Source organism: Granulosicoccus antarcticus IMCC3135 (assembly GCF_002215215.1).
Taxonomy (GTDB): domain Bacteria; phylum Pseudomonadota; class Gammaproteobacteria; order Granulosicoccales; family Granulosicoccaceae; genus Granulosicoccus; species Granulosicoccus antarcticus.
Window position 1 is genome coordinate 3,620,149 of the sequence record NZ_CP018632.1, and the last position, 13,352, is coordinate 3,633,500.

Genomic DNA, 13,352 nt, shown 5'->3' on the forward strand with positions numbered 1-13,352 from the left:
CTGATTCTCCGTTTATCCGATTAGGACATGACACCGCAGGCACTTGGGGTGTGCAGTGTTGAAAGACTTGATTTGAAACTGATCGTACCGCGCCAGTGCATTTTGACTAGTGACATCGGTCGCGTGTGATTACGATATGTGAATGTTATTACAGAGTCTGCTTGCAGTGCTGCAAAATGGCATAGGGACACATTGTTTCACTTGTAGGGGGCAAGTCCAGCGGTTTCTGGTAGTCAGTGTAGTGCCTGGGGATCGGTCGTTCCAGGGCAATTACCGATCGTCAGCAGGAAACCTGACACCCGTCTGGCGCCTGACTTCGTCAAGAACAGTCAGTACCTTGGTCGAGAGCGCATGAGTATTTACAGCAGATTCCTTGAGCCCGGACGAGATTGTTTCACCCAGGTGCTGCGCAATGTAGAAAATTGAATTGGGATCCTGCGGGGCCGATATCTCAGTCTCTTCCCCCTTTTTATCGACAAACTTCAAGCTGGTGAGCGTAGAAATATTGTCTATTACGATAGTGCCGTCTTCACCCTGAATTTCACTACTGTTTGTTGTGGCACAGGTTTTAGAGTGAGTGATGTTTACGTGAAACTGCGGATACTTCAGGATGACAATGCCTGCCGCATCGACCCCAGAATCGAGCAGATCTGCGTAAGCATGGACTTGTTCTGGAGACCCGAAAAGATGAACAAATGGATGTATGCAATAGACCCCCAGATCCATAACGGAGCCATTCGATAGCATGCGGTTGAACGTATTGGGGTTATTGCCATCCAGATATCCTTGATATCGACTGGATATTTTGGAGTAGGTCGAGGTGCATTGTCGGATTCGCCCGACCCTCGAAAGGTTGTCTACCAGTATGCTGAAATTCGGACATAGCAAAGACTTCATGGCGTCCATAAGCAACACATTGTTTGCCTTCGCCAGTGCAATAAGTGACAGCAGTTCCCTGGTATTGGATGTCATCGGTTTCTCAACGATGACATGTTTTCCAGCTTTGATACAAGCGGCTGCTTGTGGAAAGTGAATAGCATTAGGCGATGCCAGATAGACAACATCCACCTTGTCGTCGTTCAGCATGTCGGCGATGTTTTCATGGATAACTACATCTGAATCGTATCCGTTTGCACTTCGAAAACAGAGCCCTGATTGAGTTTTTCTGGACACGATTGAATGCAGATGGAAGTAGCCTGATCGCTCGGCTGCATCAATGAACCTGGGTACGATGAAGTTTGTCCCGACTACCGCCAGGTTATATTTTTTGTTCATGTCTCATTCTGGTTAGATACGCTGAAAATTGTCATGATCACTGAGGGGGTAGCTGGTGAAGTTGCGTTGACCTAAATCCATTGTTCGGCGTTCCTGTGGCTCTCTGTCCGAAAATGACAGGTAGTTCAAGGTGTACACTAATACGCTCTCTGCGTACGATGCTTCAAACTGGCCAACCACCCGGTGGATTGCTGCCCAAGGCTGCGAAGGGTTGCTATTTTTCTTTCGAAAGCAACGTTAGTATAAAAACTATACGATATGAATCAGATCAATATCAGGTATTACAAGACCAAGGTAGGGGAAGTGATCCTGGGCTCCTTTGACAACAAGCTTTGTATGCTTGATTGGCGATACAGAAGGATGAGAGAAGCTGTGGATAGACGAATAAAGAAGGGGCTTGCAGCTGAGTTTGTAGAAAGCGAGGATGATCTTATAGATCAGACTATTGAGCAGCTCGATGAATACCTGCGTGGAGATAGAAGCCAATTCGACATCCCCTTGTTGATGGTAGGAACAGAATTTCAGAAAAGTGTCTGGGGCGCTCTGCTGGATATTCCGTATGGGCTCACCTCAACCTATCTGCAATTGGCAATCAATTTGAACAACAAAAAGGCGGTTCGAGCGGTGGCTAGTGCCAACGGTGCCAATGCCATTAGCGTCATTATTCCTTGTCATCGCATCATTGGAAGTAATGGAGATCTCGTTGGTTACGCGGGTGGCCTGCCTGTAAAAAAGCAGCTGTTAGAGCTGGAGCGAAAGGACATGGCTTCTACTAATAGTGAGCAATATCAATTCAATTGGGAGTGAGTTCGACCATTCCCAATCAGGCATCAGTTCCAAGAGCATTCAAACTGCATTGAACTAGCGGAAAGACACCGACTTGGCAACCGTATCCACCTGCGCAATCAGAGGCTCGAGCAGGTCGGGGGCACCCATCGCAGCCAGGCGCAGATAATTATTGTCGGGTCTGGCCCACAAGTAATGGATGGCCAGCATATCTGGCGCCCTGGCCTCTACCCGGAACGCATCACCACCCGCTGATTCCACTATCTCGCCAGTACTGACCTCGGCGTCTTGAAGATCAGCTGTTTGCGCCAGCATCATCTCGGAGGCTGCCTGCAAATCACCAAGCTCAAAGCTACTCAGAGAGTTGGTAATGATGATGAAGGGTTTCTTGCCACTGGGGTCAGTACCTTCAAACGTACTGATCGAAGCGGCCGAGCCAGCCATAACCTGATTGTGGACAAACGGTGCCGCGTCCTGGTATTTAAAAATCAACTGCCCCAACTGCTCTTCAAGGCTGGCGGGTGTTCCAAGAGTGACTGACTGCAGCGCATCGATAGCCTCGCTCTCGCTGAGCGAATCATCAATGACATTGATGGTGATCATCGCGGTCATATTGCCATCGAGCACCATCAGATACTTGCCCACTTCCAACCCTTGGGCGGACTGAACACCTTGCACCAGATTGACAGCTTCACCATTGATGTCAATGGATGAGACTCCTGTGACAGTGATGCCTTGCGAGGCCAATGCAGAAGCCGCGCTGTCTTGACTTTCGAAGATTGTCGAGATCTCGGAGTAGGCCTCCTTTGGCATTTCCACGACCAGAATGCTGTTAGAGGTTTTCAGTTGCTGGAAGCCTGCAAAGGTGTCAGAAATCTCAAAGCCTTCGGGGGGATCCATGCTGACTGTCGTGCCTGGAACCTGTACGGTTTCGGCATGTGCGGCAGATATGCCCAGCAGGCTGGCCAGCAGCAATGCAAGAATCACAATCGGCGAGGCGACTGCATGTTTGGCAAATTCAGGGAGGGTATCTCGTGTTGGCATCATGCTCATTGTGCTGTCCTGTTTTGTTCCTGATACGTCGGGTGCTGACGAACGGCTGAACAAAATCTAACATATGAGACCTATCCTCGTCCTTCTTGCCGCGATGAATACTGCACATTCGCTATAACGTCAATTCACCATCAATCAGAACGTGACTCTGACCACCAATCAAGACACGACCTGCTTCACCTCGGCGTATATAGACTCGACCCTGCCTGTCGATACTCGTACCCTGAGCAATGATCAGATCCCGCTCCAGCTCGCCTATTGATTGCATCCAGTGCGCAATAGCGGCATTCAGAGAGCCTGTGATCGGATCCTCGCTCATGCCGCTTGAGGGGGCGAGCATTCTGACTTCATGGTCACATTCGTGATTAGATGTGTGAGGGCCAATCAGGCCAATGGGCTTGTGCGTTGCCCAATTGACAGCAGCGGCGTTTGCTGCCAACACCGCTGCTGCAGATCGTAACTGAAAGACCTGCCACACCGGCCCATTATTCAGTTTCGCAGTTCGAACAATATCTGCCGCTTGCAGACCGAGTGCTTCTGCCAATTGTTTCGCATCGGCAGGGGGCAGTTCATCGATTGCTGTCGGCGGTGCGACGAATGCTGGTACCTCGCCCTGGAGGTCTATTTCAACCAAACCTACACCGCAGTCTTGTATGACCGAGCCTGCATTTTTGGGTGTACCACCTGCGCGTAACCACGCAGCACAGCTACCGAGCGTCGGGTGTCCGGCAAAGGGCATCTCTCGTACCGGCGTAAAGATGCGCAAGCTGTAGTCTGCCTGCTCATTATCGGGTGGAAACAAAAACGTTGTTTCAGCCAGATTGGTCCAGCGGGCAAACACTTGCATCTGCTCGTCGGTGAGTCCATCCGCATCAAGTACGACTGCCAGCGCATTGCCACGTGTTGGAGTTGCCGTGAAAACATCCACCTGCATGAATCTTCGTACTCGTGTCATCAGCGTCTCTTCCAGGGTGTTCAAGCGGCTGGTTGAGCATATCAGAACGCTGTCGCACAATATGGATTACCATCATCTGTTACTTGCACATCTTTAAACACAGGAATTAGTTGATTTTCCTCTATCAGTAACTCAATGGGTTTCAACGTTAGTGGATAATAAATGATAGAAAGTCAGCGCCCAGAATTTGCACGATGCTTGTTGGCCATGCTTGTCTGGTTTTTCTTAAGCACCAGCTCCGGGATATTGGTGGCATTTATTGGTCCCGGTGCGGCAGCTATCGTTGCAGGGTTATTGTTGAGTGTGTGTGGAATGACTTTGCACCTACTTCTCTGGGCGATAGGACGTACACCTCATTGGTCCTATGCGGGACTGGTTTTTGGCTCTGTGACAACAATATTGTTATTGATCGCTAGTGGTAGCAGTTCGTGGCAGCTGGTCGTAGTCCTGATCTTGTTCGTGTCGTTTTCGATACTGAGCGGCGTTATCTATCCGATCGCAAACCGGGTGCTGGGGAGTTCGCCGAAGTGCGGTTCCAGTGATGAATCACATGAGCGTTGAATAGTGGGCGCTCGTCCAATAGATAGGATGAGTTCTCGGGGTGTGGGTTTTTTGCGCTGTTTTCGGTTGTCTGCTATTAGTGCACCAAGGCGGTTATGTTCTATGAGGACGAGGCAGCGCTATGCGCTTGGACACCCCTCCACTCCATTGATCTTTTTCCAGAATGGGGTGTTTGTAGACATTTCACAGCGAACCAGATTTGATGTGCCGCCGACATCGAAACATTCAACAGCTCCCATATCTCTCATGCTCCCATCAGGAGCTCTGCACTGGCACTCGGGTTTTGCCAGAGCGTAAGATGAGCAGCAAAATGCTAAGGTAAGTAATACGATCGGTGTACGTGATCTATTCATAGACGGTACTCCCTGGCGACGTTGTGTCGCGGCGTGCAAAAGTGAATGCATCGTGGAATACCATACGAAAAAAAGTCGGTTATTGTTATTCCCCATACGGGTAAGAGAAAAAATTCACTTTGTAGGTGATATCAGGCTGCTCTGGTGGCGGCAAGACAACATTATGGAGCATCTCCTACCTTGCAGCGAGGCTCGTGGCGGTTGATAATGAGCGTTGCACCTTTGGGGGAAATGAGATGTTGGCAACACGGCTTTTCAAGGTCGGAGATATTCGCACTGTCGAGGTGGCAGAGCCTGTGCCTGGTCCAGGCGACATTGTGGTGAAGGTAGAAGCCGCCGGCATTTGCGGTACCGACCGGCATTTGTTCAAGGGTGAATTTCCATCGGTTGCTGGTACGACATTGGGCCATGAGTTCTGCGGCATTGTGGTGGATGCAGGAGCCTCCGAGCTGGCTGTTGGGACAAGAGTGACCTGTGATCCCAACACCTGGTGTGGGGCCTGTTACCAATGCCAGAGAGGACGAGTCAATCTATGCACCAACAACATTGCCACAGGTATTGGCCGAGATGGAGGATTCGCAGAGTACTGTGCTTTCCCGGCGCATAAAGCGCATGTTCTGCCTCTGGATCTAGATCCACTTTTCGGTGCCTTCTGTGAACCGCTGGCCTGCACCCTACATGGCATGGATATCGGGGCAGCAAAGTCTGGTGAACGAGTATTGGTTATTGGCGGAGGGGTGATCGGGCTACTGGCTGTTCAGTTGGCAAAGCTAGCCGGATGCGAAGTGATGCTTCTAACACGCTCTGCAAGCAAGCAGCAGCTGGGGCGAGCCCTAGGCGCTGATCTGGTTGCCGCAACAGAGCCCGAGGCACTAGAGCAGTGGCCAGAGGGCGCTGACCTTGTGGTGGAGTGTGCCGGTGTCAGTGCAACGGTTGCCATGTCACCACGACTGACACGATCTGGCGGACGCATTATGGTATTGGGTGTTCTAGCAGATGGCGTAAAAGTTTCCATTGAGCCTTTTGATCTGCTATTTCGGGAAATCCAGATGCACTTCAGTTTCCTGAATCCGTTTACACATGCCCGTGCATCGCGAATGATTGCAGAAGGTGTGATCGACGTTTCAGCCCTGATTACTCGCAGGATATCTTTACAGGAAGCGAGTGATGTCATTGCTAATGCCGCACCTGAGGGTGAGGTGCGGGCTATTGTTGTGCCGGGGTAGTGGGTGCTAGAAAACCTAACGCTGTTGCGTAATCAGCGTCATGGAATCAAAGCCTGCCTGACGCAGCAGGGCGGTCAGCTGCACCAGCCGCTGCGCATCCAGTCGGGCATCAGGCTTGATACCCACCTTGCCACCGGTTTGCGCATAGAGAGCTAGCTGCTTGATCAAGGCTTCATCGGTGAGCAATTCAGCATTGATCATGGCAACGCCTGCCTGATTCACTGACACAATCAACAAACCTTCTTCAACGGGGTTTTGCGAGTCCACTTTGGCAGACTCCAGGCTATCAGCAGGCGTCAAAGAGCCTGTCAGCATGAAGAACACCAGCAGGAGAAAGACAACATTAATCAGTGGTGTGAGATCCAGCTGCGGTGTTTTGCGGGGAGCCTCATCGCGAAAGATCATGGCAACAACGATTCCATGGTCACGCGAGTCAGTCCGACTCTCTCTGCCAGGGCAATCAGCTCCAGTAGCTCTTGAACCCGAGTGCCCTCGGCAACACTGATCGACAGGGCGCGACCAGCATCAATGATATCTAGCTGCTTGAGTGCCTCAATCAGACCGGTGCGATCAAGCACTTGGCCGTCCAGTTCGAAATTGTCATTCCCCAACAAGCGAACACGGCTTGCAAGTTCTGTACTTGCCGTAGCCGACGACTGATTGCCCGCCGATTGAACAGAAAAACTGGTTTCCACATTGAAGTTGCTGGCCAGCATGAAAAACAGCAACAGGATGAACACCACATCAATCAGTGGTGTAAGGCTGATGAGAGAGCCTGTCCGAGGCTGATAAAACTGGAAGCTCACCTCATCAGTCATCATCAGTCTCCTGCAAGGCACTGACCGCAGGCTCATTGGCCTTTGAAGCTTCGTGCAGGCTCTTATCAAACGTGGTGAAGATCCGAGTCGAACAATCTTCCATGGTATGCGCACAGCGCTCCACGCGACGTTCCAGCCATTGATGAGCGACCAGTGCGGGGATGGCGACTATCAAGCCAACAGCGGTGGTCAGCAAAGCCTGCCAGATGCCGCCAGAGAGCAGGGCAGGATCAACCTGATTGCCTGCAGACTCCAGGCGTCGAAAGGCTTCAATCATGCCTATGACCGTGCCCAGCAAGCCCAGCAAAGGACTTAAGCTGGCGATCAATTCCAAAGCACGTAACCACGAGCGTAAACGTTCCAGATGATTGCGGGCAATGCGTGTGACCTCTTCACGGACAGTAGCCTCTTTCTTGTCCGCGAGCAGGCCCCGCATGCCTGCATTCATCACACGACCAACCGGATGATCCGGCACCGCTTTCAGGTTATCAAATGCCTGTTGCCAGTGACCCTTACGCCATTCGCGCAGGCTGGCATACAGTTTACTGCTCTTACCAGTGTCAAGCCTGTGAAACTGCAGCGACTTGCCAATGAAAATGGCAGTTGCCAGAGCTGCCATCAGCAGCAATACCAGAACAACAGGCCCGCCACGTTGAGCAAGCTGCTGTAGCAGGTTAAGAAAATCCAGGGTTGAGTCTGTGTCAGCCATTAGTGATTGTCAGCGCTTCGCCGCTTTGATTGGGAGGAGTCTAGCATTAGCAGTTGTGACTGGAAAAACCGCAAACCCCACATTCTTTGCACATTCGATAACCACAATTCATATCTACTCCGCTGAAGGCATTTAGCGCTCTGATCGACAAACGCCTATTCAGTCACAGATAGCCAGCCATCAAGATGCCCTTCGGTCTTGCATGCCTTCAAGCATGCACACAGGCAGACGATACTGAAATAAGGATAGGCAGAATTGCCAATTACACGAGTTATCTCAATGAAAAAATTAGTCAGCCTGCTTTTCGCCGGCGCTGTGATACTGGGTGCCTATGTGCTGTCCTTTGGCATGCCAGCGTCACTGACCGGGCTCTTGCCCGGTGCATCAGAAACGGTGGCTGAAAAAGCAGGCCCCGGGGCTCCGGCTGGCAGGCCACAACGTCCAGGGGGTGGCGCGACGACTGTCGTGGTCGAACCTCTCAAGCAAGAGCCCTATACCGATATTCTGCGCGCCATCGGCAGTACGGTTGCGCAGCGCAGTGTCAATGTCGTTGCCATCGTTGCCGGCGAAGTGACGGAGTCGTTGATAGAGGCCAATGCTGAAGTGGCTGCAGGAGACATCCTGGTCGAGCTGGATAACCGGACCGAGATCCTCAATCTGGAGATTGCGCAAGCCGAGCTGGATCAGGCCCAGCAGACCGTCGAGCGTTATAAAGGCCTGTTGACAAACTCTTACGTGACAGCCGTTGATGTTGCCGATGCTAATGTTGCGGTGCGTTTGGCTGAGGCGGCTGTTGGCCTGGCCAAAATTGCTCTGGAAGACCGGACCATTCGTGCCCCAATTGACGGTCGTCTGGGCTTGAGTGATGTGGAGGTCGGTGACCGGATCAGCGCCGAGCAGGTGATTGTCACCATTGATGATACGGAAACACTCCTGATCGAATTCGAACTTCCGGAGAGATCCATCGGTCTGTTGGAAAAAGGCCGCGCCGTCCTGGCAAACACACCGGTTTTCACCGGTCGGACGTTTGAAGGTGAGATCTTTGCTTTTGACAGTCGCCTGGATAGCGTGACGCGTAGCGTGACAGTACGTGCACGGATCGACAATCCTGATCGCAAGTTGTGGTCTGGCATGACCTTCGCCATACGCCTGGTCAATGAAATCGAGAAGCTGCCGGCAGTGCCTGCAACCGCCATTACCTGGAGTCGTGCCGGTTCTGCCGTATGGACAGACACGGACGGCGTTGCTGCTCGTGTGCCTGTCACTATTCTGTATCGCGAAGGTGATCGGGTCTGGATTGAAACTGACATCGCCGAGGGCAGCTCCATTGTTACCGAAGGTGCGCAAAAATTACGTGAAGGTGGAGCGTTGCTTGTGGATGGAGCCGAAAGAAGGCCACGGCCCGAGGAACCGGCATGACCGATAGCAACCTGCACCGGGTGGGACGATCCGGTTTTGCGGATCTGTTTGTCGCGCGCCCCATTCTGGGCATGGTCCTCAACTTTCTGGTGCTGATCGCAGGGCTTGCGGCACTCAGCAGTGTCGATGTGCGTGAAATGCCCGATGTCGACCAGCCCGTTCTGTCGGTACGCACAGACTACGAAGGCGCCGTTCCTGCCACGGTAGACCAGGACGTCACACAAGTGCTGGAGGATGCCTTGAGCGCCCTTGATGGCGTCTCCTATATGGAGTCGCAGTCATCAACCGGTTCCAGCAGAATCACAATCGATCTGTCCGATGGTACAGACGTGGATATCGCCGCCAGTGAGGCGCGTGAAATCGTGTCGGCAACGCTGGGTCAGCTACCCGATGATATCGATGATCCGCAAGTCACCAAAAGCGACACCAATTCAGACGCCATCATTCGTCTCGCCATTCTGGGTGATGCCACCCTGGACGAGTTGACAGCGTTGGCTGAGGGGGTGATCTATGATCGCTTGTCGCTTATTGATGGCATCGCGGAGGTCACTGTGCAAGGCAACCGTGCAGACGAGTTCCGTGTCACGCTTGATATTCCATCGCTCATGAGTCGTGGACTAACCATCTTTGACGTGTCTGACGCCTTGTCAGCCTTGCGTGATGACACCCCGCTGGGCTCTATTGAAGGTAGCTCTCAGGCGTTGGCGCTGCGCGTTGGCAATCCGGACATAACGATCGAAACGGTTGAACAGATCCCGGTCGACGCAACGACGCGCGTCTCGGACATCGCATTTGTTCAATTGACGGCTGAAGATAACGACGTCACAGCCCGCGTCAATGGCGTTACAGCCATTGGTCTGGATATCACACGCCAGTCTGTCGGTAATACATTATCGATTTCAAAAGCTGTCCGCATTGCGGTAGCCGAACTGCAAGATGACATGCCAGAGGGGGTGGATTTACTCATTACCACCGACGACGGCGTGTTCATTGAAAACTCGATCTCTGAGGTCATAAAGTCAATCTTGCTGGCAACTGTAATCGTGATCGCGGTCATTTTTGCTTTCTTGCGCTCCTTCCGGGCCACCATCATTCCGGCAGTTACCATCCCGGTGGCATTGGTCGGTACGTTGGCGGCTATCTGGCTGACAGGCTTCTCGGTCAATACCATCAGTCTGTTGGCGCTGGTTCTTGCCACGGGACTGGTGGTGGACGATGCCATCGTCGTGATCGAAAATATCGTGCGCAAACGCAAGGCGGGCATGGGTGCGTTTGCAGCCGCTGCCGAAGGCACTAACGAAGTGTTCTTCGCCGTGATATCAACAACGGCGACGCTTGCAGCCGTTTTCATCCCTATCTCATTCCTGCCGGGTCAGGCCGGCGGCGTTTTCTCCGAATTCGGCTTTGTGCTGGCGTTTGCGGTTACCTTGTCGTCCATTACCGCGTTGACGCTCGCCCCTGTAATGGCAGCCTTGCTGGATCCGGGAAAACCCGATGCCAAACAGAGTGCTGAACCCCAGCGTCCGGGTCTGCTCGCACAAGGGTTTGAACGGATCATGGATTGGGCCATCCGAACTCCCGTGCTGGTACTGGCCATAGCTATCGCATTCGCACTTATTGCAGGTGGTGCGGCGAACACACTGACATCCGAAATCACGCCCAGTGAAGATCGTGGATTCTTTCTGATCCAGGCGCGAGGACCGAGCGACACAACAACGGAATACCTGGACACGCAGGTCGCGCAGATCGAGGACATTCTGGCGCCTTATCGCGCCAGTGGCGAGATCGCCAGCGTGCAGAGCATCATCGGTATTCAAGGCGGCACGAGTGCCATTATCATCGTGCGCTTGCCCGATTGGGCCGATCGTGATCGCTCGCAGCAGGACACGGTTGCCGAAATCAACAAGCAACTGTCGTCGGTGCCAGGCGTTCAGGTCTCGGCACGCACAACCAACAGCCTGAACATCCGTGGCGCCGGTCAGGGGCTGACCTTCGCGGTGACGGGCAAGAATGTAGGTGACATGACTGCGGCGGCTGAAGATCTGGTCGCAGCCATGGGCGGGGATCAGGCCTTTGTCAATCCACAGCTTTCCAACGACAGCGTTGAGGCGCAACTCGAGTTGCGCGTAGACGATGAGATGGCTGGCGCATTTGGTCTGACGGAAGCTGAAATAACGGAGACGGTCAGCGCATTGGTGCAGGGCAGCGTTGCCGTCAGCGTCTTTCAGGACGACACAGAGACGGATGTCAATCTGGTGCCTGGTGGTCCGCCCATTAATGACCCGTCCGATCTGGAGTCACTGTTTCTGCGCCTGCCAGGTGGGGAATACGTGCCGCTTTCGGTGGTCGCAACGCTTGATACCATCGTGAGTTCCTCGCAAATCGAAAGACAAGGGGGTTCGTTGGCTGTGTCAGTCCAAGCCAACCTGGGTAGCGGTGTCGACATCGGCACGGCTATGGCGCAGCTGGATTCACTGGCAGCAGAGATGCTACCAGCCGGTATGGGCATCACCTACACGGGTGAGGCGGCTACGCTTGCAGATGGTCAGGCAGGATTCTATCTGGTCTTTGGCGTGGCGTTAGTGGTGGTATTCCTCGTCTTGTCAGCACAATTTGAAAGTTTTGTCAGCGCCATTGTCATCTTGCTGACCGTGCCATTCGGTCTGGCCGCAGCGTTGATGGCTATTTCACTGACCGGTGGCTCCTTGAATTACTACAGTCAGATAGGTCTGGTCATGCTGATTGGGGTCATGGCCAAGAATGGTATTCTGATCGTCGAATTCGCCAATCAGTTACGCGAGGCCGGCCAGGACATAGATTCCGCTATTCGTGATGCGCTGCGATTGCGTATACGGCCTGTCATGATGACGATGGTCTCGACCGTCTGTGGTGGCCTGCCTTTGATCTTCACCTCGGGTGCCGGTGCCGAGGCGCGCATCGCCGTGGGTTGGGTCATTGTGGGTGGGTTGGGCTTTGCAACAACCTTCACCCTGTTCCTGACACCGGTCTTCTACCGCTGGATTGCCGTTTGGGGAAATGAGCCGGGTAAGTCGGCAAAACGTCTGAGCAAGGAGCGTCAGGTTCCGGTTAGCGTCGCTTGATTTCAGGGCAGCAATTGATGTGAGTCATCCCTTCAGATCCAGCACGAAACGAATCGTGCTGGTGCTGCCACGAAATTCTGCCTCTACATCAAACACCCGCTCTTCTCCTGCCTCGAGTGTCGTCTGCCAGGGGGAGTTCCATCGATCCATTCCCAATGGCAGCCCGCCTTCATCCAGAAAGACGATGTTGATACCGGGCATCTCCAGCGGCACTGTGGACTGATTCACCACCCGTACCTGTAGGCCGTTTTCTGTCACCTCGAAAGTCAAGGGAATCATCGTGGGTGTGGGAATGACGAATTCCCGGTCAAAGTAATCCAGCTGCTCGATCGCAATGCCGCCGATGACCTGTGCAGAGTTATCCAGGTTTGCTCGGAAGTAGCCAAAGTCGCCAACACCCAGGCATGGACTTGATTCAGGTATGTCACGCCAAGGTGAGCTGGTACCGCTGGCACCTCGGACAAATGCGGAGTCGGCAATGTAGTCGCTGAGGTGTTCGCCTTGAACATTCAGCAAGGAGATACCCGTGGCCCTTATATGGCAGTGCGTGCTGGCTGAATTGTTCCTGACAATGCCGACTGCCAGATCGCTGTCCAGTATGGAGGTGCGATTGCCTCGTAGCAGGTAGATACCCACCATCTCCAGATCTTCTGCATGCTTGGTCAGGGTATAGGGGATGATTCGTCTCAGTTCGCTGTTCAGCATCGTTCCCGTGCCAAGCACAGGACCGCTCACCAAGGCCGTGTTGTTGGAACGTGTATAGAACAGGCCATCTGGTGTGTCTTTGGAGAAGCTGGTTTCTGCCAGATCAGCGTCGGTGAAATCGAAAATAGACTGGGGGCCTGCGCTATAGGCTACTGGGGTGGGGTTCTCCTCCGGCCCAGTTCCGCTTGAGTTGGATTCAGATTCAATCCGCTGGTATCGAGTGTCACTTCTTCCGGTTCGGTGCTGCATGCTGAAAGCAATATCGATAGTGTGCAAATCGTGCCGAGTACGTGAACAGTGCTTCCCCGCAGTCTTTTCATTACGCGTATCAATGTCCGATTTCATAGAGTGATATCTCGTTCATTCTAACGTTCATCGGTTTCCATGCCGC

12 protein-coding genes are annotated in these 13,352 nt (G+C 53.0%); 5 read left to right on the forward strand and 7 right to left on the reverse strand.

Annotation, left to right across the window (positions count from 1 at the left end; genetic code table 11):
• Positions 1 to 270: 270 nt before the first annotated feature.
• Positions 271 to 1,275, reverse strand: coding sequence for a Gfo/Idh/MocA family protein (locus IMCC3135_RS15515; protein WP_088918456.1), 1,005 nt, complete (start codon positions 1,273 to 1,275; stop codon positions 271 to 273).
• Between the two features lie 258 nt (positions 1,276 to 1,533).
• Here IMCC3135_RS15515 and IMCC3135_RS15520 point away from each other — a divergent pair, with 258 nt between their 5' ends.
• Positions 1,534 to 2,082 carry a methylated-DNA--[protein]-cysteine S-methyltransferase gene (locus IMCC3135_RS15520; RefSeq protein WP_088918457.1) on the forward strand — a complete coding sequence of 183 codons (549 nt, stop codon included), beginning with the start codon at positions 1,534 to 1,536 and terminating at the stop codon, positions 2,080 to 2,082.
• Positions 2,083 to 2,136: 54 nt separating this feature from the next.
• Here the strand turns inward: IMCC3135_RS15520 and IMCC3135_RS15525 are convergent, their stop codons facing one another.
• Positions 2,137 to 3,114, reverse strand: a complete 978-nt coding sequence (locus IMCC3135_RS15525) for a hypothetical protein (RefSeq protein WP_088918458.1) — start codon at positions 3,112 to 3,114, stop codon at positions 2,137 to 2,139.
• A gap of 112 nt (positions 3,115 to 3,226) precedes the next feature.
• The gene (locus IMCC3135_RS15530; RefSeq protein ID WP_088918459.1) at positions 3,227 to 4,069 is read right to left on the reverse strand and encodes a PhzF family phenazine biosynthesis protein; all 843 of its coding nucleotides are present in this window, start codon (positions 4,067 to 4,069) and stop codon (positions 3,227 to 3,229) included.
• A 162-nt stretch (positions 4,070 to 4,231) separates the two neighbouring features.
• On the opposite strand from IMCC3135_RS15530, the gene IMCC3135_RS15535 reads away from it, so the two are divergent.
• Positions 4,232 to 4,630 carry a hypothetical protein gene (locus IMCC3135_RS15535; protein ID WP_088918460.1) on the forward strand — a complete coding sequence of 133 codons (399 nt, stop codon included), beginning with the start codon at positions 4,232 to 4,234 and terminating at the stop codon, positions 4,628 to 4,630.
• Between the two features lie 589 nt (positions 4,631 to 5,219).
• Entirely contained in the window at positions 5,220 to 6,209 is a 990-nt protein-coding gene (locus IMCC3135_RS15540) for an alcohol dehydrogenase catalytic domain-containing protein (protein ID WP_088918461.1), read from the forward strand.
• A 15-nt stretch (positions 6,210 to 6,224) separates the two neighbouring features.
• Here the strand turns inward: IMCC3135_RS15540 and IMCC3135_RS15545 are convergent, their stop codons facing one another.
• Genes IMCC3135_RS15545 through IMCC3135_RS15555 form a run of 3 tightly spaced genes read right to left on the reverse strand, consistent with a single transcriptional unit; the run spans position 6,225 to position 7,736 of the window.
• Positions 6,225 to 6,614, reverse strand: a complete 390-nt coding sequence (locus IMCC3135_RS15545) for an ExbD/TolR family protein (protein ID WP_088918462.1) — start codon at positions 6,612 to 6,614, stop codon at positions 6,225 to 6,227.
• Entirely contained in the window at positions 6,611 to 7,030 is a 420-nt protein-coding gene (locus IMCC3135_RS15550; protein WP_157736012.1) for an ExbD/TolR family protein, read from the reverse strand. Before IMCC3135_RS15550 ends, IMCC3135_RS15545 begins: the two co-directional genes overlap by 4 nt.
• Positions 7,020 to 7,736 carry a MotA/TolQ/ExbB proton channel family protein gene (locus tag IMCC3135_RS15555; RefSeq protein WP_088918463.1) on the reverse strand — a complete coding sequence of 239 codons (717 nt, stop codon included), beginning with the start codon at positions 7,734 to 7,736 and terminating at the stop codon, positions 7,020 to 7,022. Before IMCC3135_RS15555 ends, IMCC3135_RS15550 begins: the two co-directional genes overlap by 11 nt.
• Before the next feature lie 279 nt (positions 7,737 to 8,015).
• Between IMCC3135_RS15555 and IMCC3135_RS15560 the strand changes: the two genes are divergently transcribed.
• Positions 8,016 to 9,155 carry an efflux RND transporter periplasmic adaptor subunit gene (locus IMCC3135_RS15560; protein WP_088918464.1) on the forward strand — a complete coding sequence of 380 codons (1,140 nt, stop codon included), beginning with the start codon at positions 8,016 to 8,018 and terminating at the stop codon, positions 9,153 to 9,155.
• Complete coding sequence (locus tag IMCC3135_RS15565; protein ID WP_088918465.1) at positions 9,152 to 12,256, forward strand: efflux RND transporter permease subunit; 3,105 nt, start codon at positions 9,152 to 9,154, stop codon at positions 12,254 to 12,256. Before IMCC3135_RS15560 ends, IMCC3135_RS15565 begins: the two co-directional genes overlap by 4 nt.
• A 24-nt stretch (positions 12,257 to 12,280) precedes the next feature.
• On the opposite strand, the gene IMCC3135_RS15570 is transcribed toward IMCC3135_RS15565, so the two are convergent.
• The gene (locus tag IMCC3135_RS15570; RefSeq protein ID WP_088918466.1) at positions 12,281 to 13,306 is read right to left on the reverse strand and encodes a hypothetical protein; all 1,026 of its coding nucleotides are present in this window, start codon (positions 13,304 to 13,306) and stop codon (positions 12,281 to 12,283) included.
• Between the last annotated feature and the right edge of the window lie 46 nt (positions 13,307 to 13,352).

Coding starts and splice junctions, on each gene's coding strand:
- IMCC3135_RS15515 (WP_088918456.1), bottom strand. CDS start 1,275: ATGAACAAAAAATATAACCTGGCGGTAGTCGGGACAAACTTCATCGTA.
- IMCC3135_RS15520 (WP_088918457.1), top strand. CDS start 1,534: ATGAATCAGATCAATATCAGGTATTACAAGACCAAGGTAGGGGAAGTG.
- IMCC3135_RS15525 (WP_088918458.1), bottom strand. CDS start 3,114: ATGAGCATGATGCCAACACGAGATACCCTCCCTGAATTTGCCAAACAT.
- IMCC3135_RS15530 (WP_088918459.1), bottom strand. CDS start 4,069: ATGACACGAGTACGAAGATTCATGCAGGTGGATGTTTTCACGGCAACT.
- IMCC3135_RS15535 (WP_088918460.1), top strand. CDS start 4,232: ATGATAGAAAGTCAGCGCCCAGAATTTGCACGATGCTTGTTGGCCATG.
- IMCC3135_RS15540 (WP_088918461.1), top strand. CDS start 5,220: ATGTTGGCAACACGGCTTTTCAAGGTCGGAGATATTCGCACTGTCGAG.
- IMCC3135_RS15545 (WP_088918462.1), bottom strand. CDS start 6,614: ATGATCTTTCGCGATGAGGCTCCCCGCAAAACACCGCAGCTGGATCTC.
- IMCC3135_RS15550 (WP_157736012.1), bottom strand. CDS start 7,030: ATGATGACTGATGAGGTGAGCTTCCAGTTTTATCAGCCTCGGACAGGC.
- IMCC3135_RS15555 (WP_088918463.1), bottom strand. CDS start 7,736: ATGGCTGACACAGACTCAACCCTGGATTTTCTTAACCTGCTACAGCAG.
- IMCC3135_RS15560 (WP_088918464.1), top strand. CDS start 8,016: ATGAAAAAATTAGTCAGCCTGCTTTTCGCCGGCGCTGTGATACTGGGT.
- IMCC3135_RS15565 (WP_088918465.1), top strand. CDS start 9,152: ATGACCGATAGCAACCTGCACCGGGTGGGACGATCCGGTTTTGCGGAT.
- IMCC3135_RS15570 (WP_088918466.1), bottom strand. CDS start 13,306: ATGAAATCGGACATTGATACGCGTAATGAAAAGACTGCGGGGAAGCAC.